The 26,100-nt window shown below is 63.5% G+C and carries 24 protein-coding genes; 10 read left to right on the top strand and 14 right to left on the bottom strand.

Annotated elements, in window-relative coordinates; genetic code table 11:
- The first annotated feature begins 126 nt into the window (after positions 1-126).
- Positions 127-2,946 carry a tetratricopeptide repeat protein gene (locus BMX99_RS04695; RefSeq protein WP_175480263.1) on the top strand — a complete coding sequence of 940 codons (2,820 nt, stop codon included), beginning with the start codon at positions 127-129 and terminating at the stop codon, positions 2,944-2,946.
- A gap of 1,029 nt (positions 2,947-3,975) precedes the next feature.
- Here the strand turns inward: BMX99_RS04695 and BMX99_RS04690 are convergent.
- From BMX99_RS04690 to BMX99_RS04670, 5 genes are read right to left on the bottom strand one after another with little or no spacing between them, the layout of a single operon-like run.
- A complete protein-coding gene (locus BMX99_RS04690; RefSeq protein WP_093447794.1) occupies positions 3,976-4,917 on the bottom strand; it encodes a fumarylacetoacetate hydrolase family protein in 942 nt (313 codons plus the stop codon).
- An 11-nt stretch (positions 4,918-4,928) separates the two neighbouring features.
- Positions 4,929-5,699: a cyclase family protein gene (locus BMX99_RS04685; protein ID WP_093447791.1), complete on the bottom strand. Its 771-nt coding sequence runs from the start codon at positions 5,697-5,699 to the stop codon at positions 4,929-4,931.
- Between the two features lie 14 nt (positions 5,700-5,713).
- Complete coding sequence (locus BMX99_RS04680) at positions 5,714-7,015, bottom strand: TRAP transporter large permease (protein ID WP_093447788.1); 1,302 nt, start codon at positions 7,013-7,015, stop codon at positions 5,714-5,716.
- Between the two features lie 2 nt (positions 7,016-7,017).
- Entirely contained in the window at positions 7,018-7,569 is a 552-nt protein-coding gene (locus tag BMX99_RS04675) for a TRAP transporter small permease subunit (RefSeq protein ID WP_093447785.1), read from the bottom strand.
- The gene (locus BMX99_RS04670; RefSeq protein WP_244525580.1) at positions 7,566-8,630 is read right to left on the bottom strand and encodes a C4-dicarboxylate TRAP transporter substrate-binding protein; all 1,065 of its coding nucleotides are present in this window, start codon (positions 8,628-8,630) and stop codon (positions 7,566-7,568) included. Before BMX99_RS04670 ends, BMX99_RS04675 begins: the two co-directional genes overlap by 4 nt.
- Before the next feature lie 126 nt (positions 8,631-8,756).
- Between BMX99_RS04670 and BMX99_RS04665 the strand changes: the two genes are divergently transcribed.
- The 4 genes from BMX99_RS04665 (at position 8,757) to BMX99_RS04650 (ending at position 12,419) form a co-directional block, all read left to right on the top strand.
- Positions 8,757-9,434, top strand: coding sequence for a TetR/AcrR family transcriptional regulator (locus tag BMX99_RS04665; RefSeq protein WP_244525581.1), 678 nt, complete (start codon positions 8,757-8,759; stop codon positions 9,432-9,434).
- Positions 9,435-9,605: 171 nt separating this feature from the next.
- Positions 9,606-10,556, top strand: coding sequence for an MBL fold metallo-hydrolase (locus tag BMX99_RS04660; protein WP_093447779.1), 951 nt, complete (start codon positions 9,606-9,608; stop codon positions 10,554-10,556).
- Positions 10,557-10,593: 37 nt separating this feature from the next.
- Positions 10,594-12,225 carry an FAD-dependent oxidoreductase gene (locus BMX99_RS04655; protein WP_093447776.1) on the top strand — a complete coding sequence of 544 codons (1,632 nt, stop codon included), beginning with the start codon at positions 10,594-10,596 and terminating at the stop codon, positions 12,223-12,225.
- A complete protein-coding gene (locus BMX99_RS04650) occupies positions 12,222-12,419 on the top strand; it encodes a DUF2783 domain-containing protein (RefSeq protein WP_093447773.1) in 198 nt (65 codons plus the stop codon). The genes BMX99_RS04655 and BMX99_RS04650 overlap by 4 nt, the downstream gene beginning before the upstream one ends.
- 103 nt (positions 12,420-12,522) lie before the next feature.
- Here BMX99_RS04650 and BMX99_RS04645 read toward each other — a convergent pair whose 3' ends face one another.
- On the bottom strand, positions 12,523-15,057 hold the full coding sequence (locus BMX99_RS04645; RefSeq protein ID WP_093447771.1) for an SdrD B-like domain-containing protein: 2,535 nt from the start codon (positions 15,055-15,057) through the stop codon (positions 12,523-12,525).
- Positions 15,058-15,665: 608 nt separating this feature from the next.
- Here BMX99_RS04645 and BMX99_RS04640 point away from each other — a divergent pair.
- Complete coding sequence (locus BMX99_RS04640) at positions 15,666-16,703, top strand: siderophore-interacting protein (RefSeq protein WP_175480262.1); 1,038 nt, start codon at positions 15,666-15,668, stop codon at positions 16,701-16,703.
- A gap of 530 nt (positions 16,704-17,233) precedes the next feature.
- Here BMX99_RS04640 and BMX99_RS04635 read toward each other — a convergent pair.
- The 3 genes from BMX99_RS04635 to BMX99_RS04625 all read right to left on the bottom strand — a co-directional run bounded on the left by BMX99_RS04635 (position 17,234) and on the right by BMX99_RS04625 (position 19,657).
- Entirely contained in the window at positions 17,234-18,286 is a 1,053-nt protein-coding gene (locus tag BMX99_RS04635) for a GGDEF domain-containing protein (RefSeq protein ID WP_244525582.1), read from the bottom strand.
- On the bottom strand, positions 18,283-18,867 hold the full coding sequence (locus BMX99_RS04630) for a heme NO-binding domain-containing protein (RefSeq protein ID WP_315855911.1): 585 nt from the start codon (positions 18,865-18,867) through the stop codon (positions 18,283-18,285). The genes BMX99_RS04635 and BMX99_RS04630 overlap by 4 nt, the downstream gene beginning before the upstream one ends.
- A gap of 91 nt (positions 18,868-18,958) precedes the next feature.
- Positions 18,959-19,657 (bottom strand): HAD family hydrolase, encoded by a 699-nt coding sequence (locus BMX99_RS04625; RefSeq protein ID WP_093447765.1) that lies wholly within the window; start codon positions 19,655-19,657, stop codon positions 18,959-18,961.
- A 138-nt stretch (positions 19,658-19,795) separates the two neighbouring features.
- Here BMX99_RS04625 and BMX99_RS04620 point away from each other — a divergent pair, with 138 nt between their 5' ends.
- Positions 19,796-20,266: a MarR family winged helix-turn-helix transcriptional regulator gene (locus tag BMX99_RS04620; RefSeq protein WP_093447762.1), complete on the top strand. Its 471-nt coding sequence runs from the start codon at positions 19,796-19,798 to the stop codon at positions 20,264-20,266.
- Between the two features lie 15 nt (positions 20,267-20,281).
- Here BMX99_RS04620 and BMX99_RS04615 read toward each other — a convergent pair whose 3' ends face one another.
- Positions 20,282-20,560 (bottom strand): DUF3572 domain-containing protein, encoded by a 279-nt coding sequence (locus tag BMX99_RS04615; RefSeq protein ID WP_093448482.1) that lies wholly within the window; start codon positions 20,558-20,560, stop codon positions 20,282-20,284.
- A 172-nt stretch (positions 20,561-20,732) separates the two neighbouring features.
- Here BMX99_RS04615 and BMX99_RS04610 point away from each other — a divergent pair, with 172 nt between their 5' ends.
- A complete protein-coding gene (locus tag BMX99_RS04610) occupies positions 20,733-22,163 on the top strand; it encodes a diguanylate cyclase domain-containing protein (RefSeq protein ID WP_170848783.1) in 1,431 nt (476 codons plus the stop codon).
- A 241-nt stretch (positions 22,164-22,404) separates the two neighbouring features.
- On the opposite strand, the gene BMX99_RS04605 is transcribed toward BMX99_RS04610, so the two are convergent.
- The 4 genes from BMX99_RS04605 to BMX99_RS04590 form a co-directional block, all read right to left on the bottom strand.
- A complete protein-coding gene (locus BMX99_RS04605; RefSeq protein ID WP_093447757.1) occupies positions 22,405-22,920 on the bottom strand; it encodes a periplasmic heavy metal sensor in 516 nt (171 codons plus the stop codon).
- A complete protein-coding gene (locus BMX99_RS04600) occupies positions 22,917-23,315 on the bottom strand; it encodes a hypothetical protein (RefSeq protein ID WP_093447755.1) in 399 nt (132 codons plus the stop codon). Before BMX99_RS04600 ends, BMX99_RS04605 begins: the two co-directional genes overlap by 4 nt.
- Entirely contained in the window at positions 23,308-23,904 is a 597-nt protein-coding gene (locus tag BMX99_RS04595) for an RNA polymerase sigma factor (protein ID WP_093447753.1), read from the bottom strand. The genes BMX99_RS04600 and BMX99_RS04595 overlap by 8 nt, the downstream gene beginning before the upstream one ends.
- Positions 23,905-24,032: 128 nt before the next feature.
- Positions 24,033-24,563: an EF-hand domain-containing protein gene (locus tag BMX99_RS04590; RefSeq protein WP_093447751.1), complete on the bottom strand. Its 531-nt coding sequence runs from the start codon at positions 24,561-24,563 to the stop codon at positions 24,033-24,035.
- Positions 24,564-24,874: 311 nt separating this feature from the next.
- On the opposite strand from BMX99_RS04590, the gene BMX99_RS04585 reads away from it, so the two are divergent.
- Both BMX99_RS04585 and BMX99_RS04580 read left to right on the top strand, forming a co-directional pair.
- Positions 24,875-25,282: a DUF983 domain-containing protein gene (locus BMX99_RS04585; RefSeq protein ID WP_093447749.1), complete on the top strand. Its 408-nt coding sequence runs from the start codon at positions 24,875-24,877 to the stop codon at positions 25,280-25,282.
- Between the two features lie 66 nt (positions 25,283-25,348).
- Complete coding sequence (locus BMX99_RS04580; protein WP_093447747.1) at positions 25,349-26,080, top strand: NUDIX hydrolase; 732 nt, start codon at positions 25,349-25,351, stop codon at positions 26,078-26,080.
- Positions 26,081-26,100 lie beyond the last annotated feature (20 nt).

Here is a 26,100-nt window from a genome sequence, read left to right as displayed (position 1 = left end):
CGGGGGGATTGCCCGGGGGATTACCAGCCTTGCCAGGCTCGAGAAATTCCTCCTACGCTGAGAATGTTAGGATCGGAATGTTTCTGAGGATGGTTTTTCATGCAGTTTTGTGGTCGCGCCGTAGAGATGGCGCAGATTGTTGAGCGCTGGCAGCGTGCGAGCAAGGTCGAGGCACCGGAACCACAGCTTGTAATACTGAAGGCGGAACGTGGCGTGGGAAAGACCCGGCTGGCCCTGGAGTTTTACCGCTGGCTAAGCGAGACTATCGATGGAGTTGGACGCGAGGGATATTGGCCTCACGCAGTCTCGCTTCTTGACCGCAGTATGGACGTGAATCCTGATCCTGATAGCTGCCGTTATAATGTGCCGATTCCGTACCTTTGGTGGGGCCTAAGGGCATCGGACAAAGGCGCCGAGAACAGTATAGCCGGTGATGCAATTGCCACCTATGATAACTTCCTCGCCCCACATCTGGTTGCCCTGACAATGCGTGCAAGGATGAGGAGTTCCAGTAAGTCCATCGTGAATGTTTGGCGGGACGTGGCCAAAAGCGAGGCCGCCAGTTGGAGTGGCTACGACACAGTGATTTCTGTCGGGGAAGGCCTGCTGAAGACTGTAGGCATTCTGCGAGGAACCCTCGGTTCGCCCGCCAACATCGCCCGCGAGCAAGCAGGCCAACGGTCGATGAGCCGGGTCGACGCGGTGTTGGAAGACCTTGAGAGCATCTTCAATCCACGGTGCTACACCTACGCGAAGACGGCAGGCGTAATATTGATTGACGATGCACAGTTCTCGAAGGACGATCCGGGCCTATCGGTTTTCACGGAGCGCTTGCTTCATTCCGCCATGACCCAGTCCTGGCCGGTACTGATCCTTGTCACGCACTGGAAGCGCGATCTCGCCCCGGAATTCATAAAGTCCGAGCGTTGCTTTGCGGGCATCTTGAAACATGGCCGCGACGGCACACCCTTAGACAATGGGCCCGCAGCGGGCTTGCCCGGCGGATTCTTGAAAACCAGCAATACTCTGGAGATCGACCTGCCGATCGTGCCTGATCTGACTGGCGCCCTTGTTGAGGCCTTTCCCGGGCTTTTGCCGGACCAAGCGTCGGCCCTGTTGAATCACGCCGGTGGCAATCCACGACACCTCGAGCAGATCATCGCGTTTCTGCGGGAGAACGAAGACTTCTTCAACGACTTCGACACGAAAGCCGCGCTGACTGAAGAAGGTTTCGCCGAGGCGCTTAAGGAGACCCATGACATCTTCAAGGTTGTCATGCGTCGCTTGCGAGACGCTCCCCAAGATGTCCAGGAAGCAATCTGCCTTGCGAGCTTGCAAGGAGTTCGCTTCGTTTCCGAAACGATCGATGAGCTCGCTCGATTGCATCTGGGCGAAACGCGTGGAGAGGCGCTTGCGAAAGCAGTCAACCCATACAGCATCGTGTCGTCCCGGCGACGGGAGAAGATAGCGGAGTTCTCCGAGCGTCTGTTCTATATGGTGGCCGAGCGTCGACGTCGATCGCTGAAAACTCTGGGCGATGAGGTTGCCCTTAGGACATCCCTAAAAGCGCTTCTCCGCACTCGGCTCGAGAATGGCGACCTGGCCTCAGGAATTGAGGAACAGATTCTCACATATAGCCTCGCGGCACAGATTTTTTCTGAAGAAGATCTCGAGGAGCGTTTTTACGTCTTGCTCGCACTGGCGCACGTGGCGCGGGCAGAGGCCGAACGCTACTGCCACGAGTCGGCATTGGAGGCTGCTGATAAGTTCTTTTCACTTTATTACCGCGAACCTGCTGTGGCGAATAAAGTCGAGAGTTGGCTGCTTAATAATGTTGCGAGGCTACTGCAAAATGATGGCAAAATAGCCGAAGCTCTCGAGATTTCCGGCCCTTTGCTCGTGAGGCAACGCCAACAGGCGGAGCGCCTAAAGACGCCGGAAAGCCTGCGCGAGATGTCGGTGTCGCTGGACATCATGGGCCGCACAATGCAGCTCACTGGGGCTCATGCCGCCGCCACCGAAGCCTACAGGGAGAGCTTGGAGGTGCGGCGCGATCTGGTGGAGAACTTGAAGACACCGGAGAGCCTGCGCGACCTGTTAGTGTCGCTTAACAACGTGGGCAGCGCGGCGAAGGTCACCGGGGATGATGCCGCCGCCGCTGCGGCCTCCGTCGAAATGCTGGAGGTCGCGCGCGACCTGGCGGAGCGCCTGAAGACGCCGGAGAGCCTGCGTATCTTGTCAGTGTCGCTGGACCACGTGGGCAGCGCGGCGCAGATCGCTGGGCAACATGCCGCCGCCGCTGCGGCCTATGGGGAGAGCATGGAGTTGCGACGCGATCTGGTGGAGAACCTGAAGACACCGGAAAGCCTGCGCGACCTTTCGGTTTCGCTCGGTAACGTGGGCCGCGCGGCGCAGATCTCCGGGGATCATGCCGCCGCCGCCGCGGCCTTCATCGAGATGCTGGAAATCGCGCGCGACCTGGCGGAGCGCCTGAAGACGCCAGCGAGTCTGCGTGACTTGTCGGTGTCGCTCGACAACGTAGGCCGTGCGGCGCAGTTCGCTGGGGATCATGCCTTCGCCGCCGGGGCTCACGCGCAGAGCGTGGAAATCTCGCGTAATCTGGTAGAGCATCTGAGGACGCCGGAAAGCCTGCGCGACCTTTTGGTGTCACTCGGTAACGTGGGCCGCGCGGCGGAGGCCGGCGGGGATCAAGCAGCCGCCACTGAAGCCTACGCGGAGAGCCTGGAGCTCGCGCGCGATCTCGCGGAGCACCTGAATACGCCGACGAGTCTGCGCGACCTTTCGGTATCGCTAAAAAACGTGGGCCGCGCCGCTGAAGCGACCGGTGATCATGCCCGGGCTGCGGAGGCCTACGCGGAGAGCGAGAAGGTTGCGCACAGCCTGGCTGAGCGTCTCAAGTCGCAGGAGAGCCTCCTGGACCTATAAAGCTTTTGACAAGCGCAGGACGGCGGCTATCTCGAAGCGCCTTTAAGAGGGCCGCAGTCTCGTCGTTTTGGTAAGCACGCAGCGTGATCGACATACCCAGAATATCGGTCCGTGGACGGAACATCCTGATCTGAATGAGCGGTCGCGGGAACTGCTATGATAACTCGCTGGTCGAGACGCTCTTCAAGACTATCAAATCGGAACTGATTTGGCCAGTCACCTGGCAATCACGTAAGCAGGTGGAAAACGCCATCGCCAGATACATCGGCGGATTCTACAAGCCCTTCAAACGCCATTAATCGCTCGACTTCATGAGCCCTTCCGCCTTCGAGCGAAAGGCACGTGATGTGAAATAATCGCTCTCCACAAAAGTCGGGCAACTCCACTATCCACCGGAGAGTACACACGGGACCGAAAATCACCGCCGCTGCAAAAATCTTCGGCGCACTGCCTTCGCGCAGCCGACAACGAAGAAATGAAATAAACACGAGCAGGTATGAAGAACGGCACAGGGTTGCAAAAGCGATAATTATGGCAATAGCGCCTGGCGGCGCTGATCGCAGGATACAGCGCGTCAGCGATCAAAAGAGATCGGACGGATGAGCGCATGAGCCCGGCACCTGATGTGGCTTCCTGACTCCATACAACCGTGGGACACCTACCTGCTAACCCATTGATCTCCATGTCCCCAACTTCATGCCTCCGTGGGACACCCTTGCCCTTATTTTGTTCACCGAACCTGGTTTTCTGGTAGCCCCCTACGGGCTGCCATTGGCTATCCTCCAAGACATTGATAACGTTTCATGAACGACCCCTTGCAGGACGCCATTTGGGGCGCGTTGCAGCCCTTTTGGACAGGATCAGTCCCCAACCCGCCCATAGGCGAAATCCGCCCGCGACCAGATCGGCTCGGGCACTAGCGCGCTGTTCATTTCAGTAAGATATCCCGGGAAACCAATAGCCCCCCTGTGCGCCGAAGGCGCAAAGACAGAGGCCGCGACCCCGCCGCCTCTGTCGATTGTCATAAGATCAGCCCGCGCGCACGACTTTGTTGCGCAGGGTGCCGATCCCCTCGACCGTCAGTTCGACCACGTCGCCGTCGGACAGGAATTCAAACCGCTCCAGCCCGCAGCCGTCATCGACCGTGCCACCGCCGATGATCTCGCCGGGATGAAGCGTTTCGGCACTCGAGATGAAGGCGATCATGGCCTCATAGCCATGCAGCATCTCGCCCAGGCGGCTGTCGGTCACGACCTTGCCGTTGATCTTGGCCACGCAGCGCAGGTCGCGGTAGTCCGCAATCTCGTCTCGCGTCACGATCCAGGGGCCGAAGACATTGCCCGCATCAAAGCTTTTGCCTTTGGCCGGCCCAAGCATGCCCTGCATTTCGCGCAACTGTGTGTCGCGGGCAGAGAAATCGTTGAAGATGGTATAGCCGAAGATGTGGTCCATCGCGTCGGCCTCGGCGATATCGCGGCCGCCCTTACCAATGACCACGGCGACCTCGAGCTCGTAGTCCATATAGTTGGAGTAGCCGGGCCAGGTGATCGTGTCGTCATGCCCCGCCACGCTGAAGCGGTTGGTGATGTAGAAGATCGGCTGGGCCTTGTAGATGTCCGGCACACCGCCCTCGGCATGGCCGGGATCGGGTTCCCCCGCCAGCGCGGCGGCCAGACGGCGCATGCCGACGGGCGCATTGGCAATATGGCGCGGCGCGGTCGAGGCATCGCGGATCTGCAGCGGACAGGGCAGCGGGGCCAGCAGGCGGACATCCTTCAGCGCCACGGTGACGGCGGCGGCCTCCAGCGCGGCGCGCGCATGGCTCAGCCCCGCGTCGCCCGCATCGATCAGCGCCTGCATCGAGGCCAGCGCGGCCTGATCCGTAGCCGACAGATCGACCAGATCGGTACCCGAGGGCATCAGCGCCCCAAGCCGGGCACCCTGCCCGGCGTCAAAAGTTGCTAGTTTCATAGGATTTTCCTTCAGTCCCGGATGATGGCAACAGGGCGGCACCAGCCGGCCGAGGCACCCTTGATTTTGACGGGGAAGCACTGGACCTCGAACCCGGTGGCGGGCAGATCTTCAAGGTTCGCCAGCTTCTCCATATGGCAATAGGCGCGATCCATGCCCGCCCGGTGACCTTCCCAGATCAGCGACGCATCGCCCGTTTCCGCCACGCGCTGCGCGGTGTGGATGAAGGGGGCGTCCCAGCTCCAGGCGTCGGTGCCACAGACCCGCATGCCGCGTTCGGTCATCCAGTTGGTCGCCGCGCGGCCGATGCCACAGCCCGAAGGCACGTATTTCGGCGTGCCGTAGTGCGCGGCGGCGGCGGTGTTTACCAGAACGATATCGCCAGGCTGCAGGTCATGCCCGATCCGGTCGAATTCTGCCGCGACCTCTTCTGCCGTGACGACATGGCCGTCGGGCAGGTGGCGGAAGTCCAGCTTGACCCCGCGCCCCATGCACCATTCCAGCGGCACCTCATCGATGGTGATGGCGCGTTGCCCGCCGTCCTGGGTGGAATGGTAGTGATAGGGCGCATCCAAATGGGTGCCGTTATGCGTCGACAAGGCCACCTGTTCGACGGCCCAGCCTTCGCCTCCGGGCAGGCCATCGCGGGTCACGCCGGGAAAGAAGTCAAGGATCTGCTGCGCAGTGTCCGCGTGTTTGAAATAGGTGATCTGCGGGGCCAGCCCCGGCGGATCGGCGTATTCGGTGTTTTCCAGTGGCCGGGCCAGGTCGATCAGGCGCATGGCTTGTCCTTTCTTCAGCGGCCCAGCAGGCCGGTTGCGATTTCAGGGATCAGGATCAGCGCGACCAGTGTCAGCGCCATGATAAGAGCAAAGGGCGCGGCACCGCGAAAGACCTCGCCCAGGGTGATGCCGGTGTCCTTCAGCGTGGCATGGACCACAAAGACCGACAGCCCAAGCGGCGGGGTCAGCAGCCCGACCTCGACAGCCAGCACGGTGATCAGGCCGAAGTGCACGATGTCGATGCCCATCTGCTGCGTCACCGGAAAGGCCAGAGGCACGGTCACCAGCATGATCGACGAACTGTCCAGAACGGTGCCCAGCAGGACCAGAAGCCCGGCAAAGAGCATCAGGAACCCGACCGGACCAATGCCGCTTTCGATCGCCGCCTGGGTGATCGAGGCAGGCAGCCCCGAGAAGGCCAGCATGCGGCTGTAGATCGATGCGCCGATAATCAGGAAGCAGACGGCGGCGGTGATATGGCCTGTCTGCACCGCAATCCGCCAGCCCGCGCGCCAGCCGATGCGGCGCAGGACGGTGCCGATGACCAGGGCGGCTGCGGCCCCGATGGCCCCGGCCTCGGTCGGGGTGAAGAAGCCCAGGTAGATGCCCGACAGGACCAGCCCCGCCAGGCCCAGCACCGGCAGGATGCGCCAGGTCGGGGTGTGGTCGTCTTCGGCCTTGGTCAGGACACCTTCGAACAGGCTGGGTCGGGCGACCCCGAGACCGGTGAGATAAAGGATATAGGCAAGGGTCAGCAGCAGGCCGGGGCCGATGCCGCCGATGAACAGATCGCCGATCGAACTGTCAGTGAGGATCGCAAAGAGGATCAGCAGAAGCGACGGCGGGATCAGCATGCCCAGCACTGACGACCCGGCGACGACGCCAACGGCAATCGACCGGTTGGTTCCCGCGCGGACCATTTCGGGCACGGCCACCTTGGAAAAGACCGCCGCCGAGGCGATCGAGATCCCGGTGATCGCCGCAAAGACCGCATTGGACAACACGGTTGCCACGCCAAGCCCGCCCCGCCAGCGGCGCAGGCCGCGCGCGATCACGGCAAAGGTATCCCGCCCCATGCCGCTTTCGGAAACCGCAAGGCCCATCAGGACAAACAATGGCACGACACCAAAGGTGTAATCGGCAATGGAATCGGTTGCGGCCAGGGCGACGAAGTTCATCGCCAGCTTGAGCTTACCGGTGATGGCCCAGACCCCAAAAAGAGACACGCCTGCAAGGGCAATCGCAACGTGGAGCCCGGCGTAGATGGCAATGGCAATCGCGCCAAGCGACAGGTAGCCGACAGTGATCGGATCCATGGTCAGGTGTTCCGGAAAGCTTGTGTGGGTCGGGACTGCACTTCGCGTGCAGCGCTTAGCAGAAAGGACAGTGCCAGAAGGACCGAGCCGAGGACGATCAATGACAGGAAGGGCCAGACCGGCAGGGTGAAATGACCCTGCACGCCCTCCATCTCGCCACGTTCATAGGCGCGGATCGCCTTGGGCCAGACCGCCCAGGCCAGCGTCAGCGCAAAGGCGGCGCCGCACAGCTGGGCTGTCAGTTCCATCGCCTTTGCGGCGCGCGGGTAGCGGGCGGTCAGCATGCCCAGGATCCCGGTCGAGCGGATCATCTCTCCCTTTCGGTGCGTATGGGCGATCTGCAGAAAGACGATGCCGACGATCGAATATTTCACCATCTCGGGCACGCCTGCGATCGGTTGGCCCAGGGTCTCGCGGCCCAGGACATCCGCCACGATCAGCACCATCAGGCCCAGGATCCACAGCGTCGCCACCACATTGGCGGTGCCCATCACCGCATCGGCCAGACGGTCGAGGCGCGTGGGCGCCCCGACCGGAGTTTCGGACGTCGTCATTCGACCGACCAGTCCCGCGGAAGGGTGACCCCTGCGTCCTTGAGGTGCTGCATGTAGGTGGTCAGCACTTCGGTCCCCGGCAGGCCCTTGGCGTCCAGCGCCTTGGCCCAGTCCATCGCCACATTCGGCAGGGCCGAGGCCCAGGTGACGCGTTCGGCGTCGGACATTTCGCTGATCTCGGCCCCGCCGGCTTCCATTGCCTTGAAGGCCCCGGCCACGCGCGCCTCAAGTCCGGTGCGATAGTCCGCGGCAAAGGTATCTGCCGCCTTGCGCAGGGCCTCTTGCACGGCGGGGTCCTGATCTTCGAACCAGGTCTTGTTGGCAACGATGCCGCCCGCGAACTGCGCACCAAAGCCGACACGGGTCACATAGGGCGCGACCTCATGCAGCTTGGCCGCCGCGGCGGCGGTCGGGAAGACGATGACCCCTTCGGCGACACCGGATTGGATGTCATTGTAGTAGGTAGTCAGGTTGCCCGAGACACCGACCGCGCCGGTGTCCTTCAGCCAGTTCACGGCCGGTCCCGGGGCATTGATTTTGCGCCCTTCAAGATCCGCCATCGAGGTCACCGGGAAGGTGGTCATCAGCAGATAATCCTCCAGCCCGAACCCGCCGCCCAGATATTCCAGGTCCAGGTCTTCCCACAGCTTCCGCATGGCGGGGATTTCGTCGTGCATGCCGTCCACGGTGGACAGCACCAGATCCACATCCGGCGACCCGAAGGGGGTGACATAGGTGACGTTCTGCAGGCTCAGCAGCGAAGGTTCGAACAGCGACGACACGATGCCAACCTGCGCCAGCCCGTCCTCCATCGCCTCCATCTCGCCGCCGACCTTGGCCAGCGTGCCGCCATAGGCCTCGGTCCAGTCGATGGTGATGTCGCTGTCCTCCAGCGCGGCATCGACCGCCGGGATGAAGGATTCCGACAGCGTCTTCACCCACAGAAACACCGGCGGATGGCCCGCAACGGTGGTGACATCGATCGTCTCGGCCCGCAGCGCGGTGCCAAGCGAAAGGGTTGCGGCCAGCGATGCGCCGACCAGCATACGGTTGAAACTCATGGGGTCCTCTCCTCCCAGTTGCGCCGGGGTCCAAGCTCCGGCATTCTCTCCTCACGGAAAACTATCTGTACGTACGTATAAAAAGTCAATGGGGCGAAGTCAGACCCCGAAAAGGAGAGCCGACGCGTGCCGCAACCCCAGGAGAACGCAGACATTTCCCCGACGACCGATGGACGTCTGGCCCGGGGCGAGGCGACACGTGAACGGGTGCTGGACGCCGCTGAACGCTGTTTCGCGGCCAAGGGATTCGAAGCGGTCTCGATCCGGCAGATCGCCGCCGAGGCCGAGGTGACCCTGGGTGTGGTGGGCTTTCACGGCGGCTCGAAGGAAGAGCTGTTCATGACCGTGTTCAGCCGCCGCGCGGCGACCTTGCATGATCTGCGCATGGCCGCCCTGCGGAATCTGATCGCGCGCGGGGACATGCAGCTGCGCGACATCGTCGATGCCTATCTGACCCCCTATCTGGATATCGCGTCGCGCGGCGATCCGCAGTGGCGCGCCTATGCCCAGCTGGTCGCGCGCGAAGTGGCGCGAGACCGGTTTTCCGATGGCATCCGAGAGCTGTATGACCCGACCGCCCGCGCCTTCATTGCGCAAATCAAGACCCTGCACCCCTCGGCCGATGCCACCGCACTGGCGACCGTGCTGACATTGACCGTGGCTTCGATGCTGTCGATCGTGGCCAGCCAGTCGCGGATCGCTGGCCTGTCGGACGGCCCCGCCAGCGACCGCCCCATGGACTACCGCGAGATGCTGATCGACTTTTGCACCGGTGGCATCCAGCAGGCGCTTGGCAAGGGCTGACCCTGACCTTGGCCCTGAACCTGGCCCTGAACCTGGCCCTCGCCCTGCCCGACCGTCCTGACATGCCCTGACCTGCCCTAAGATCGGGCCCGGAAGCTTGGGATTGACGCAGCTCCCCCTCTCCGGCTAAAGATCGTTGCAAATGCTACGATATGCAGAGAGGAGACGCCCATGGCCAAGGCATTCGCATCCCAAGGCGACATGACCGAGAAGACAATTTCCTTCACCGAGGTGGGCGACGGGCTTTATGCCTTCACCGCCGAAGGGGATCCGAATTCGGGTGTGATCATCGGTGACGACAGCGTCATGATCGTCGAAGCCCAGGCCACCCCGCGCCTGGCGCAGAAGGTGATCGACTGTGTGCGCGGCGTCACCGACAAGCCGATCAGCCATGTGGTGCTGACCCATTACCACGCGGTGCGCGTGCTTGGGGCTTCGGCCTTCGGGGCGGATCAGATCATCATGTCCGACACCGCGCGGGCCATGGTCGCCGAACGTGGACAGGAAGATTGGGACAGCGAATTCGAACGCTTCCCGCGCCTTTTCGAAGGGCATGAATCGATCCCCGGCCTGACCTGGCCGACCACCACCTTCTCGGACAGCATGACGGTCTACCTCGGCAACCGCCGCGTCGACATTCGCCAGATCGGCCGCGCCCATACGGCCGGGGATACGGTGATCCATGTGCCGGATCAGAACGTCATGTTCACCGGCGACATCGTTGAATACCATTCGGCCTGCTATTGCGGCGACGGGCATTACACCGACTGGGGCAGCACGCTGGACCGGATCAAGGCCTATGACCTCGACGCCATCGCGCCCGGCCGGGGCGATGCGCTGATCGGGTCCGACATGGTCAACGCCGCGATCGAGAACACCCGCGACTTCGTCGACAGCACCTATGCGCCAGTCAAACGCGTGGTCGCCCGGGGTGGCACGTTGAAAGAGGCCTGGGATGCGGTACGCGCTGCCTGCGACCCCAAGTTCTCGGACTATGCGATCTATGAACATTGCCTGCCATTCAACGTCGCGCGCGCCTATGACGAGGCCCGCGGCATCGACACGCCGCGCGTCTGGACCGCCGAGCGCGACAAAGAGATGTGGGCGGCGCTGCAGGGCTGACCGCCCTTCGGTGCCGGATCAGAAGGGAGGAGGACCCATGCTGGACGACCGATATTCACTGGCCTTCAGGCTCTACCCCTATGCGCGTCACGCGGATCAGGATGCGCCCGCGCCGGTGCGTCACCCTGTGGTGGTCATGGGCGGTGGACCGATCGGCATCGCGACGGCGCTGGACCTTGGGTTGCAGGGCATCCCTGTGGTGGTTCTGGACGACCATGAAGGGGTTGGACAGGGATCGCGCGCCATCTGCTTCGCCAAGCGCACGCTTGAGATCGCGGACCGCTATGGCTGTGGCGAGGCGATGGTGGGCAAAGGCGTGGTCTGGAACCTGGGCAAGGTCTTTCACGACGACCGAAAGGTGTTTGAATTCAACCTCCTGCCCGAGGCGGGGCATCGTTTCCCCGCCTTCATCAACCTGCAGCAGCCCTATTTCGAACGCTTCCTGGTCGAACAGGTCCGGGCCGCCCAGGCCAAGGGAGCCCCGATCGAGATCCGCGGCAAGAACCGGGTCGAAGCGGTCGAGTTGCAGGACGATCACGTCGCGCTGTCGTTGATGACGCCCGAAGGCCCCTACCGGATCGAGGCCGACTGGCTGATCGGTTGCGACGGGGCCTCTTCCCCGCTGCGGGGCATGATGGGGCTGGATTTCGAAGGCCGCGTCTTCGAGGACAGTTTCCTGATCGCCGATATTCGCATGACCAATGCCAGCTTCCCGACCGAAAGGTGGTTCTGGTTCGAGCCCTGGTTCAAGTCCGGGGCCTCGACCCTGCTGCACCGCCAGCCCGACGACGTCTGGCGCATTGATTTCCAGATCGGCTGGGATGTGGACCGCAAGGAAGAGCTGAAAGAGGACAACATCCGCGCCCGTATCGACGCAATGCTGGGGAGGGATGTGGACTACGATCTGGTCTGGTCCTCGATCTACACTTTCCAGTGCCGCCGGATGAAGCGGTTCCGCCATGGCCGGGTGATCTTTGCCGGGGATTCCGCGCATCAGGTGTCCCCCTTCGGCGCGCGCGGGGCGAACTCCGGCATCCAGGACGTGGACAACCTGGGCTGGAAGCTGGGGCTGGTGCTGCAGGGTCTGGCCCCCGAGCGCCTTCTGGACAGCTATGACGAGGAACGGTGCCATGCTGCGGATGAAAACATCCTGAATTCTACCCGCTCGACGGATTTCATCACGCCCAAGTCCAAGGTCAGCCACCTGTTCCGCAATGCGGTGCTGGATCTGGCCGAACATTATGCCTTTGCCCGGCCACTGGTGAATTCAGGACGGCTGTCCGTGCCCTGCACCTATGACGCGCTGTCGCTGAACGGCCCCGACACCCTGTCGGGTGGCCCCGCCCGGACGCGGGTCGGCAGCCCCTGCCCTGATGCGCCGCTTGGCGATGACTACCTGCTGCGCCATCTAGGCGGGCAGTTCACGCTTCTGGTGATCGATTGCGACGGCCCGGGCGATCTGCAGATCGACGGGCTTCCTGTGGCGCAGCTGTCGCTGTCGGCCCAGGACGATCGGACCGGGGCCCTGCGCGACAGATACCTGGGTGCGGCCGCACAAGCCGTATATCTGATCCGCCCGGATCAGCACGTCGCCGCCAGATGGGACAGCTATGACGCCAGGGCCCTGCGGGCAGCGCTGCGCAAAGCCACCGGAAAGGACCCGCAATGACACCACTTTGCACCGATCCCAACATCGCCGACCCCGACGGGTTCTACGCCGAACTGATCGAAGCCCATGCTGGCCTGAGCGAGGACGAAAGCGCCGCGCTGAACGCCCGGCTGATCCTGCTGCTGGCCAACCAGATCGGCGACCGTTCGGTCCTGCGCGCAGCCCTGTCAGCGGCGCGCCATCCGGGAGGCTGAGCCGCCGGGCCGCCATGCGGACACCTTCGATCCGCCCAGTGTCCAGGGAAAGCAAAAGGCCCGCCAATCCGGCGGGCCTTTCATCTGTCATATCGCGCTGCGATCAGCAGAGGCAGTCGTACTGCTCGATGTTCACCGAGACGATGAACGGCTGCAGGTTCAGTTCGTTTGCATCGCCCGGATCCACGATCAGGCCGATGTTGCCACCCATGGAGGGGACATAGCCTTCGTGCGCCGACGCCAGGTTCAGGATTTCCTGAACGTTCACGTCCTCGCCCATGTCCTCGACGTTGTCCATGTAGCCCAGATCCCGATCGTCGGTCAGTTCCCAGATCGCGCGCTGAACTTCCCAACCGGAATAGCCGTTGCCCTCGAAGTTCTGGTTCAGGATCCAGTTGATCAGGTCCATGTTCTCGGCCGCAGTGTTGCCGTTGAAGACCGAGATCTGGTTCGGGTTGAAGACAGATGCCACATCCGCATCGGTCGAACACAGCACGGTGCCCGAGTTCATCGGTGCGTCGGTGTAATTGTCGCCTTCGGCCACTTCCTCGTAGAAGCTGAGGCAGTAGGCGTTTTCGAAGATGACGCCGTCCAGACGCGTGTCACCCGAGTTGCTGATCTTAATCTCGAAAGACGAAGGGTCCAGCGGGAAGGTCTGATCGGACACGATCTGGTAATCCATGGTCTCCGGCAGGCTGGCGCAGAAGCTTTCCAGCGTGTTTGCGTCGCCACAGAAGGTCATGGTCAGATCGGTGGTCGCGGTGCCGCCGTTGCCGTCGGCCACGGTGTAGGAAATCACCTCGACGTCCTTTTCACCGATGTCGAGCGCCGCATAGGCGGCTTCGCCGTCGATGACCAGTTCGCCGCCCGTCAGGGTCACCAGGGTGCCTGCCGAGGTGGTAATCGTCTGACCTTCGGAAATAGCCTGGCCGTCGACCTTGGTGATGATCAGCGTGTCGCCGTCAAAGTCGAAGTCGTTGGCCAAGACGTCCACGGTCTTCACCTGGTCGGCACAGGTCATCGCCTCGTCCGCGACCGGTTCGGGTGCGGTGTTGAGATCGATGATACCGGCATCCACGGTCAGGTTGTTTTCACCGGCGGCCAGGGTGATGGTCGCGGTCTGACCCGAGGCATCGGCATCCGAATCCAGCGCGTCGTCGCCAACGTCCTGGGTGGTGAAGCCGAAGGTGCCGGCGGGCAGGTCAAAGTCGACCTTGTAGTCGCCCGCTTCGAGGTTCTCGAACAGGTAGTTGCCGTTGGCGTCGGTGGCCTGGGTCGCGATGACGTTGCCGCCCGCGTCCAGCAGGTTGACGGTCACGCCGGCCACGCCGTCTTCGCCCGCGTCCTGCACGCCATCCTTGTCGGCGTCGAACCACACACGGTCACCGATCGACCCAAGCGGTGCGTCGTCCTTGCACAGCTCGATCTTGTCGATGCGGACGTATTCGCCGCAGTTGCCGTCGGCCCAAATCGACAGGGTGTCACAGGGCTTCAGCTCGATATCGTCCAGCACGATTTCCGAGAAATAGCCGTTGTTGCTGCCTGCACCGTTGTTGTCGTTGTCCAGAACCAGGGTCTTCACGACTTCGCCGTTGACCTTGATGTAGATCTTGGACTGACCGTCGTTTTCGTCCTGGACGAAAAGCTTCAGGTCATAGGTGCCCGCTTCACCGGTGAACTTGGTCCACAGGACGCCTTCACCGCCCGCGCAGCCCAGCTTCATCAGCTTGCCGCCGGATGCGTTGCAGCCCCAGGCCTTCGAGAAGCCCCAGGCGCACATGTCCTCGGCCTCGATCACGATGCACTTGGGCTGGCCTTCCTGCACGTCCTCGACACAGATCGACAGACAGGTGGTGTCTTCGCCGCCCTTGCCGTCGGTGACGCGGACCTGCACGTCATAGACGTTGTCCTGGCCATAGTCGGTCGGGTTCTCGTAGTCGGGGGCTTCCTTGAAGGTCAGCTCACCCGTCGAAGCGTCGATCTGGAACTTGTCGGCGTCTTTGCCGCCGATGATTTCGTAGGTCAGCGTGTCGCCGTCGGCGTCATTGGCGTTCAGATCGATGACGAAGGCGGTGTTTTCGTCGATGCAGATCTTGCCATACTTGGGGTCGTTGGTGAATTCCGGCGGGGTGTTCTCCGGAGCCTTTTCACCCGCGCCAAGGCAACGGTAGTCGATCATGCAGCCCTTGACGTTGCAGGTGTTCACAACCGTCAGCTCAACACCCTTCGGCGGCACGGCACCGTAGAAGGTGAAGAAGTCGTCGCCGGCACCGGGGGCGTCATAGCCTTCGACCTCGATCTCGATCAGGTAATAGGTGCGCCCGTCCGAGCCCTTCAGCACGTGGTAGCATTCGGCGTACATCTGGCCGCCTTCGCGCTGACCGTCGACATAGGCCTTCTGACCATAGCTGTCCGTGGCGTTCTCGTTGCACTTGGCATCGCCCGAGAGATAGCCGTCGTTGTCATAGGTCGACATGCAGACAGTCGCGCCGCCGGGCATGGTGAAGGTGTCGCCGCAGCTGATCGAGGATCCGGTGTTCGGTCCCAGGAAATCGCTTTCAGTATAGGCGGTCCACTCGTAGGACTTGGTGTAGGAATACGAGCTTTTGTAGCTGTACTTGCTGTAAGAATAGGTCATTTCCGTCCCTTCAAACCCAGGTCGGGCCTTCTTGTTTCAGACCCCGTACAGGGTGCCTTCAGGTTGCTGATCCGCTTGCCCGAGCGATGTGAAACGGCCGAGGAGAACACCCCAGGTCGCGCAGCAGACGCGACCAGACAACGGGCCTCGGGTTTTCTCGATTTGGGGGCCTAATATGGCCCGACCGATCAAAATTTCACGTCGACTACAAACTTGCGTCCATTTAATTCACATCACCCTGCGCAGCTTCCCGCGCAGTGCGAGCCATGGAGGCACTTTAACGAACTTTTAACCGGAATAAGTCCAAAAAATGCCATGATTGCCAAAATCGTGCCGCAAGCTGGGTTTTTCCTCCAGACTTGCGGGCTGACCGGAAACAATACACAAGATCTACCCGAATTGACTGATTGCACTGAACATTCGGATCTGTGGGTAACTCGGACGGACACAGCGGGTGGCTGTTTGGGTGGGCATTTTCAGCAACCATAGGGCGAATTGATTCTCGAATCCCCTGCCGCGATCAGCGGGGATTTGCCGGATCGTGGACCTGGCGCAAAAGGATGCTAGAACGGGCGGACGAAACGCCAGAAAGCCCCTGATCGATGTCCATGCCCCCGCCTTCCTCGCCCGAAACCCCGACCGGCCCGGCTGCGATCGCCGCCCACGTGGGCCGCCCCCTGGACGTGGTCCTGCCGGGGTTCCGCACGGCTGTTGAAGGCATGGGCATGAAGGTCGTCGACGCGGAGGGTGGGGCAAGCGTGACGCTGTCGCGCGGCCAGATCCTGGTGTCCGCCGACGGAGCCTCAACGCAGCTGCAGCTGCTGCCCAAGGACCGCATGGGGGCCCAGGTGCTGCGCGACCTGCTGGACACTCTGACCAGCCGCATGGGGGTGACGCTGACCTGGGACGATCCGCTTCCCAAGGGTCGGCCCGCCAACCTCAGCCTGGCGCGCGTCGTGTCCTCTGAACGGATTTCCCCGTCGTTTCAACGCATTGCGGTGACCGCCCCCGACCTTGCGCGCTTTGGCGAAGGCGGGCTGCATTTCACCCTGCCGCAGGGGGCCGAGGGGCAGGACTGGCCCTTCACGGACGAAGGCGGCGTCACCCGCTGGCCCGGCGGGGCCGAGGCCTGGCATCGCCCTGTCTTTACCACGCGCGAGATCACCGAAGGCCCCGATGGCCCTGTGCTGACCTTCGACGTCTTCTGGCACGATACGGGACGCACGCCGGGTTGGGTCGCGTCGCTTGTGGCCGGCGACGAAATCGCCCTGATGGGGCCAAGCGGATCGGCCATGCCGAAGCCAAGCGCCTATCTTGGCCTGATCGCCGACGAAACCGCCGTGCCGGTCGTCGCGCGGATCCTGGCCCAGGCCGATCCTGCGGTGACGGGTCAGACGGTTCTGGTCGTGCCCTCACCCGAGGACCGGCAGGAGATTGCGGGCCCCTCCGGGGTTCAGGTGACCTGGCTGTACCGCAGCGAGGGCAAGAGCCCGCTGGACGGCCTGCCGCTGTTGGTTTTGCCCGACAGTGACCGCTATGTGCTTTTCGCCGCTGAAAAATCCGAAGCAGCCGCCGCGAAAGAGGCGCTGACCGAGCGCGGTTTGATCCGGGGCGAATTCCTCGCCGCCTCCTACTGGAGCGCCTGAGGGGGGCTTTCGGCTGTCGCTGGAACGGTGGCGGGCTGGAGCGGCGGAGAGGTAGCATTCGAAACACGCGCTGGTGTAGGGGAAAATTCCGTGCAGCGTCCTGACGGAGCCTCCAAGCTGGGTCCTTCTGGCGGTCATCGGGTCGGCGCCTGAGCGAGCTTTTTCCTGCGTTCAACTGCTCAGGGCGGGTCGCGGCGCGGGTGGCATCGGCAGAGGTCCGCGCTTTCTGACTTTGGCAAGCGAAGGCGACGGGCACTTAGGCCCTCCACCGCTCAATAGGCTAAGGACGGTGGCTCACGGGCACATGCCTGCGCAAAACCAAGCGACCAGGGGAAGAAGGGCTCCCACCCCCCACTCAGATTGCCCGAGCGCAGCGTTGGCACTGCTTTGCACCCTTACTTAACCAGCTGTCCACTCCGGTCCGCTCCGCTGAAACCACCGGCGGGCAAAGCACCGCCCTATTGGCCCGACTTGAAAGCCCTGTCGCAGGACCGGCCACAACGAACAATGCACCGTCCGCACAGCCCAAATCAGGACCCTGTCGCAGGGCCGACCCCGGCGGCCAGGGCTCCGGCGGGGGGCGGGTCGTGGAACCGGTGTTGCGCGCGCCCTGCCCGCTTTGCGGCGTATAGCGCGGCATCGGCGTCGGCCAGAAGCGTCTCGGCCTGGACATGGGCGTAGTCCGTGGACAGCGTCGTCCCAAGCGAGGCCGAGATGCGACAGGTCTGATCCTGCCAGGGCATGGGCACCTCGACCCGCGTGATCAGGCGGCGGGCGATTTCCTCGATCCGGGGGCGAGAGCAGAGACCGTGGAACACAAGCACGAACTCGTCTCCTCCGACACGGGCGACCACGTCTTCGTTGCGCGTTTCCTCGACCATGATCTGCGCGACCTGGGTCAGAACATGATCCCCGGCGGCATGGCCCAGGCTGTCGTTCACATCCTTGAAGTAATCGAGGTCCATGTGCATCAGCGCGAACTCCTGCTCGGCCTCGATCATACGGTTCAAGATGTGGTCCAGCGCGCGGCGGTTCTTCAACCCGGTCAAAGTGTCGGTAAAGGCCTGTTCTTCTGCGGCAATCTTGGCGATGTGCAGCTGGCGGGTCAGCTTGCGCGATGCCTCCATCGCGGCGGATTTCGCCTCGACCAGGAACAGCATCTCGACCGTGGGGTCGGTGGCGGCGAAATCGGTATTGGTCAGGGCATAGTCCCGCACGGCATCCAGGATCGAGATCCCGAAGGACAGGTTGATGATCGCCCCGCCCAGCCCGTGCGGCACCAGGACACCTTGCAGATCCGTGCGCGGGGCGGACCGAAACCGCAGCCGAAGCCGGGCCCGCCGCCCCGCCGCATTGCACAGATCCGGCAGGGTGGTGATATTGCCCGGATGGGTGGTCTGAAACACCTTCAGGAAGCGCTGACCAACCATCGTCACCTGTGGCCGCAGCTTTTGCAGGGTCGGGCCGCAATGGGTGATGTTGCCGCTTTCGTCGACCAGGCAGTGCATCGGGCACAGGGTATCAAGCGCCAGAAGCATGCTGTCTTCGGGCAGGTCCGTGGGCCTGTGATTGGCCCCGCTCATGACATACGGGCCCCAAGGTCAAAGGCGCGCCCTTCGGCAAAGGCGGCTTCGACCAGCGTGATCTCGATCTCTTCCCGGCCCTGGCGGGTGCCGCGATGATCCAGCATGACCAGCGCCCCGTAATCGTCGGCCATGGCGCGCAGGATGCCGACCATGACATGCCCGAACCCCGCCGGCGTGCCGCCGCCGCTGTCGACCACAAGGATATAGCGCCCGGCCGGTAGAACCCGAAGTTCCAACCGTGGCAGGACCAGGTCCGAGACGGCCAGCTGCGCCCGCCCCGGCAGATCGTCCAGGGATTGCAGGAAATCCTCGTAACTGATGCCGGCAAAGCGCAGCAGCCGCCGGGGGGCCTGAATTTGCGGGTCCGAGACTAGATAGGTGCCGATATCCTCCAGCACCGTCGCACGGGGTTTCGACAGGCAGGCACAGATCGCGTCCAGCACCGCGTCTGTCAGCGGGTCATCATAGGTCAGCATCGCGGCAAAGTCGGAAAACCCCAGCCCGGCGCGGCGCACGACCTGTTCCCAGACCTCGCCCCCGTAGGTGTCCCGCACAAAACATTGTATCGCCCTGTTCATCAGCCCATGCATGGCCATCCCGCGCTGTCGATCCCCTTGGTGATCCGCGCACTATGGCATCAAGGGCTTAACAAGCCGCGAACAGGCGCCCCTATGCCGAAATACCCGCAAGCCAGCCCGGGATATGGCCGATATGCGGCAGCACAACATCGGCATGGGGGCCAAGCGTTTCGGCATCGGCCAAGCCGGTCAGGACCGCAACCGTCACCATGCCGGCGGCGCGGCCCGCGATCAGATCATGGGTGCTGTCGCCGACCATGGCCACATGCGCCGGATCCAGTCCAAGCTGAGAAGCAAAGGCCAGCAGCGGGGTCGGCGCGGGCTTGGCCCCGTAGCCGCTGTCGAACCCTGCGACAAAATCGAACCGGTCCAGTATCTTGGCCTCTTGCAGATGCACCAGCGCGGCCTGTTCGCTGTCATTCGTCATGACGCCTAGCGACAGGCCGCGACCGCCCAGGTCATCCAGCAGCGGATGCAGGTCGACGGGCGGGGCCAGCGGAGCCTCGGTGGCGCGCAGGGTCAGAAGCTCTTCCAACGTGGCCAGGTCAGTGTCGGGGAGGTATGGCAGAAGGATCTCTGCGGCCTCGCGATTGGTGCAGGCGATCATGGGGCTGGTCGGGCGAAATGCGCCGGATGCCAGGTCGAAATCTGCGGCTTCGGCCAGGCGACGGCCCAGAGTGACATCACCAGCCGCAAGATCCGAGATCAGCTGCAACGCCCAGCCGTTCCAGGTGGCCCCATAATCGAACAGCGTCCCGTCCTTGTCGAACAATATCCCCTTGATGATCATCACGTCTTTCCTGTCGCAGTCGCTCTCGCAGCACAGGCCCAGTGCCAGGGCCGGTGCCAGGGCCGGTGCCGCCTTGCGGGGACACTGCGCGGGCAGGATCGGCTTGACAAGCGGGTTTCGCTGCGGCCCTCTCGGTCCATGTCCGACACGCAAGACACCACGCCCCCGCCCTATCGCCTGCATTCCTCGCTTGGCTACCACCTGTCGCTTGCCGCGCGGCTGCAGGAACGGCGGCTTGAGGATCGTCTGCGCCAGATCGGGCTGAACCGGACGACCTGGTGTATCCTGCTGGCCATCGCCAACGAAGGGCTATCGCAACCCTCTGATATCGCTGTGTTCGTCGGCATCGACCGCACCGCCACGTCACGCGCGCTGCGCGGGATGGAGACCGACGGGCTGGTTGCCCGCAGCTCGGGCGAGGAAGACCGCCGTACGCGAAGGATCACGCTGACCGAAAAGGGCCGTCGCGCGGTTGCCCAGGGCACCCCGCATGCCCGCGAAAACGGAGAGCTGATGGCCGCCCTTCTCAGCCCCGCCGAACACGCCGAACTGATCCGTCTGCTCGATGTGATCATCGAAGGCACGCCGGCCGATCTGTCTGCTCTGTGACGGGCTAATCGGCGCTCAGGTCCAGTGCACCTGCTGTCCGCCGGGCAGGGCCATGCGCGCGCGTTGCAGGTTCTCGTAGGGATAGCCCAGGGAATCGCAGCAGGAGACCACCCAGGAATCGTCCATCAGGATGAAATCCAGCACGGATCCCAGCAGTTCGGGCTCGGCCGCGCGGGCCATCAGGTCCTCGGGTGACAACCCACTGGAGCCCAGGAAAATCCCCCGCAGATCGTCGTTCGCGATCAGCCAGTTAAGGGAAGCCAGGGCGATGATCTGCGCCTGTTCGCTGTCCATGGGGTCTCCTTTTCTGCGTGGCAATCCGGCCGAGATCTGCGCGAAAATCGACGGGACCGTCGGAATCGCCTGGGCCGGGCAACGCTTTCTTAACCAAATTCGCAAATCCTGTCTTCAGCCAAGCCGCGGGCCTGTCGGGCGCGTGGGAATTCGTGAAGAAAAGGTTGCTGCGATGACCGGACGCATATTGATCGCGGATGACAGGTTCGCCAGTCGGCTGATGCTGTCCGCGCTGTTCAGCGGCGCCTTCTATGACGTGATGCAGGCCGACCGGTCCGAGGATGTCGGTGCCATCGTGCAAGAGGATCAACCGGGGGCCGTGCTGATCTCGGACGGGATTTCGGGGCTTGGGGCGCTGGCCCTGTGCGACAGCCTGCGCGGAGGGGATGAGACCCGCCATGCCTTGCGCATCGTCCTGACTGACCGCGCGGATGCGACGCGCTGCGCCATGCTGATCAAGGCCGGTGCGGATGAGGTTATCCCAAGGTCCTGTTCCGACGCGGAAATCCTGGCCCGCGTCCGGCGGCTATTTGAGTATCGCGCCCGCATGAGCGACCTGACGATGCAAGAGGTTCCCGGCATCCGCCCCGCCGGCTTGGCCGAGGCGGCCGGGGCCTTTGCCCCGCCGCCGCGTGTGGCGATCTTCTCGGGCGATGCGCGGGCGGCGGATTGGGCGCGGGCCCTGCCCCTGCCAGCGGTCAAAGTGCTGGGCCCTGCGGATGCGCTGCCGCCAGGGGTGGATCTGGCCCTGCTTGATGCCGACAGCCTGGGCCGCGACGCGACGCTTCGGCTGACTGCCCGCGCGGCCCGTCTGGATCAGGAGGCCGGGCCCGAGGTGCTTCTGGCGCATTCCGGCCACGGCTCGACCGATCCTTCCATGGTGATCGAGGCGCTGGACTATGGCGCAGGCGGCGTCATGACCCTGCCCTTCCATGCCGACGAAGCCATGGCGCGCCTGACCCTGCTGGCCGACCGCCGCCGCTCGATGCTGCGGACCCGGGATCAGCTGCGCCATGGGCTGCAATCCGCGCTGACCGATCCCTTGACCGGGCTTTACAACCGTCGCTACGCCCTGCCCCGGCTAGACCAGCTGATCCGCGACAGCCGGACCCGCGACGCCCCCGTTGCCGTACTGATGGGCGATCTCGATCATTTCAAATGGGTGAACGACACCTTCGGACATCCCGCCGGGGATGCGGTCCTTCAGGCCATCGGGCGGTGTCTTTCCGACACCCTCGGCACCTCTGGGATCGCGTCCCGCATCGGAGGAGAGGAGTTCCTGATCCTGCTACCCGGGTGCGCGCGGGCCGAGGCCTCGGCTTTGGCCCGCCGGCTCCGCCTGGCCGTGGCGCGGACCTGCGTGCCCTATCCCGGCGCGCCGGACGGGCTGCAGGTCACCATGTCGATCGGCCTGGCAACCCTTGACTGCCCCGCCGCTCGCCAGTTCCGCACACCAGAAGAGGACGCATCGCGCCTGCTTACCCGCGCGGATCAGGCGCTTTACCGGGCAAAGGCTGCCGGACGCGACTGCGTGATTTCGGATTTCCGGCGGTCGGTTCGGAAGGCTCCTGAGGACGTGCTACCTCGTGTCGCGAGCGGTTAAAGAATGATTGATCTGATTTCGCAGCAAATTTCAGAACGTCCGATCTGATCTGAGAAAATCCCAGAACTATCTAATTGTATTAATATCTTAGAGAAATGCCCGCACAGGATATTGCCGCAAAACAGACTCGCAAAACCAGCAGCAGCACCCCGCAACACAACCCCAAGCAGAACCACCCGATGATCAGACCAAACCGCCCTCCACACCCGAGACGGGCATGTCAGGGCCCGGCGAGGACCGCCTAGGGCCGCTTTTCCGGTCGTCCAAAGCGTTCAGGATGCTCCAGCCCTTCTTCCAAACGATCGGCAAAGGCGCGGCGTTCATCCGAAGACATTTGCGCGATCCGCTCCAACAGCAATCGCTGGCCAATCGCCACCCGTTCCGTCGCCCCTGCCAGCTGTGCGGCAAAGACCGCCTCAAGCCCCGCGCGATCATAGGGATCGGCCCGCAGCGCCGTGATCGCCTGCTGGTATTCTTCCTGGATTTGCGCCCGGGTCGGCCGCCCCTGGCGGTACTGCTGGCGCAGCGCCTTGCCGATTTCCTTGCGGTCGTCATGGCTTAGCGCAAAGGTCAGCGGGCCGCCAATCCGGTCGACACGCGGCACCTTGCGGTCGGGTTCGTCAAACACCGCGTGTCCGACCACGGCACCGACCACCAGAAGGTTCAGCGCAAGGGACGGCACCAGCAACCAGCGCAGCCGACGCGACGCGCCGCCCGTCCGGACAGAGGACTTTTCAGTGTCAGTGGTGCGGGTCATGAGCCCTCTCCCATCGTCAGGGACACGACAAAGCCCGGCAGCGGATCGACAAGATACAGATCATCTTCGGCCGTATCGCTCGCCGTGGCAGAGCCAAGTCCCAGGGTTTCGACAAAGGCCGGCGGCATGGCCCCGATCCACAGCCCGGCCACCCCGGCCGTGGCAAGCGTTGCCATCGCGGGCCATCCGCCGATCGCGGCCAGCCAACCGGCCAGGCGTCCGCGTCGCGGCGGTGCAGCCGGCGACGCTGCAAAGCCCGCCTGGACATCCAACGCGTCGCGGGTCAGCCGGTCCAGCATGTCCTCCGACAGGGGGGCGGGTGCGGCACGCGCGGTATCGAACAGGGCGTCCAGCCCCGCGAACCCGTCGTCCTTATCCGTGTACTTGTCAGTCATCGTCCTGATACCCCAAGTTTTTCTTCTGCCATTCCAGCACCTTGGCAAGTCCCCTCTTGCCCCGCGCGGTCAGGCTTTCTACCGCTTCCACACCCAGATCCATGATCTCTGCGATCTCGGGATTTGTCAGCCCTTCGATGTGGCGCAACACCACGGCCTGGCGTTGCCGGTCCGGCAGGGTCATCAGCGCCGCGTTCAGCGCATCCATCCGCGCACGGTCCTGCATGACCTGATCCGCCCCGGGGCGATCGTCTTCCGGCTCGGGGATCGCGTCCAGATCGACGGATCCGCCGCGCCGCCGGCGCAGCCCGTCCGTCACCAGGTTTGCGGTCACCCGGTAGAGCCAGGTGGTCACCTTCGCCTCGCCCTGACGCCACTCGGGCGCGATCTTCCACAGGCGCAACAGCGCTTCCTGGGTGACGTCCTCGGCCTCGGTCCGGTTGCCCGTCAGCCGATAGGCATGGGCCATGACCACAGGGGCCAGACGCCCGGTCAGAACCCGCGCAGCCATGGGATCCCCATTGGCATAAAGCACAAGGAGAGCATCGTCATCCAGGCTGGACAGATCGTCGAAAGGCATGTCCGTCATATCCGGCGGGCGTATCTCTTGATCGGGCGGCTGGCAATCCCGGGCTGGGCCGGGATGCCGTTGGTTCATTGCCCTGATCCGGGTCCGGGGTCAGCGCCCCTGCCCCGAACCGGGCTTTCACGACAGGATCAGTCGTTGTGCTTTTTCCAGGGCTTACCGTGTCCCCGGTCGTGATCACGGTCATGATCCCCGTGGCGTCCGCCCTTTTCGCGGCGCTCTTCAAACCGGTCGCGGGCCTTTTCCATTTCCTCTTGGGAAATCGCGCCATCTTCGTTCGCGTCGAGGCGGGCGAACATGCGGCCTTCATCCCGCGGGGCCATTTCATCGGCCGACAGGACTCCGTCGTCGTTCTTGTCCATCCGTTCGATCATCCGTTCGGCCCCGCGCTGCAGGCGCTCGGCCTGGCGGGCTTCCATGCGAGCGACCATTTCCTCGACGCTCAGCGTGCCATCGCCATCAGTGTCGGCTTGGGCAAAGCGCGCGGCGGAATGGGCCTGAAGCTCTTCGGGCGTGATCTTGCCGTCGCCATCCGTGTCGACCTGCGCAAAGTCAAAGCGCGGACCTTTCGGGGCGGGGCCGGCATCCTGTGCAACGGCCGGCAGGGCATTGGCGGTCAGGGCCAGGATCATGGCACCGGTCAGGGCAAATGCGCGTTTCATATCAGTACTCTCCATTTCTTGACTGCTAGGAGAAGGCCTTCGCTCAACCTTCACAAGCTCATACGGGCGGGGCAAAAACTTCCGTCGCCAATCGGCAAAGTTTTTTTCACATGCCTTGTAACCGCCCCCAAGGCCGGAGCCGCTGCACCGGGCCAAGCCCCGGTTTCGCCCGGAAAAACAGGGGATTTGCGCGACATCCCGCCGCAAGGACATTCCGTCCCCTTTATCCCGGGGCGCGGGGCCGTCATCTTGGGCCGGTCCCTCCAAAGTCCGGACCTGCGCGGTCCGGCACCCCATTCGACGAGAGAATTATGAAAGACACCCAGGTCGATCCGATGCCCCAGCCCGAGACGGCCGAGCGCGAGCTCTGGCCGACCGTCTGGCGTGGCTTCCGGCGCAAATGCCCCAATTGCGGGTCCGGCCCGATGCTCAAGGGCTATCTGAAGGTGCGCGATCATTGCCCGGTCTGCCGCGAAGATCTGCATCATCACCGCGCCGACGACGGCCCGGCCTATCTGACGATCCTGATCGTCGGGCACCTTCTGGCTCCGGTCATGCTGGCGTCATACACCGCATGGCAGCCCGATCCACTTGTCATGTTTACCGGTTTCGCTATTGGCACCGTCACCTTGTCGCTTTACCTTCTGCCCAGACTGAAGGGGGCGCTGGTTGCGTTTCAATGGGCCCGGCGCATGCACGGGTTCGGGTCATCGCAGTGATCGTCCCCTCGTGGCGTCCCGGTCTCTGATGAGCCCGGTCCAGACGACGGCGCCTGAGGAGGATGAATGACAGTTGTAGAGCCCGCGACCAAACCGGTCGACAAATCCCAGATTCGCAATGCCGCCACGGTGATCGCCCTGCGCGACCGGGCCTCGAACCCCAAGGTCCTGATGGGCCAGCGCGGGTCCAAGGCCGTGTTCATGCCGAACAAGGTGGTCTTCCCCGGCGGGGCCGTGGACGCGGGCGATGCGGACATTCCCCTGGCGGCGCCGATCCCCGATCCCTGCGCCACGCGGCTGCGTGAATCGGCCGAGGGGGACCTGGTGACCGCGCTTGGCGCGGCGGCGATCCGCGAGCTTTGGGAGGAAACCGGGCTGGTCCTTGGCCAAAAGGGCAGCTGGACCGGCGCGCCGGCCGATTGGGAAACCTTCGCCGCCACTGGCCATGTGCCCGACGCCTCTGCGCTGCAGTTCGTGTTCCGCGCGATCACCCCTCCGGGACGGCCGCGGCGCTTTGATGCGCGGTTCTTCCTGGTCGATGCGGATGTGCATGTGGCCACGGATCTGGACGACTTTTCAGCCGCTTGCGACGAATTGTCGACGCTGCAGTGGATCCCCCTGGAAGAAGCGCGCAGCTTTGATCTTCCCTTCATAACCGAGGTCGTCCTGGCCGAGGTTCAGCAGCGCGCCCAGGATCCGGAGCCCCCGGCAAGCGTGCCGTTCTTTGCCAACACAGGATCGAATTCGGCCTTTCACCGGCTGCGCGGGCTGGTCGACATGGACGGTCGCCTGGATTGACGGGCACCCCGGCCGTCCAA

It is taken from the genome of Pseudooceanicola nitratireducens, assembly GCF_900109195.1.
Classification (GTDB): domain Bacteria; phylum Pseudomonadota; class Alphaproteobacteria; order Rhodobacterales; family Rhodobacteraceae; genus Pseudooceanicola; species Pseudooceanicola nitratireducens.
This window is presented reverse-complemented; position numbering and strand designations above follow the sequence as displayed.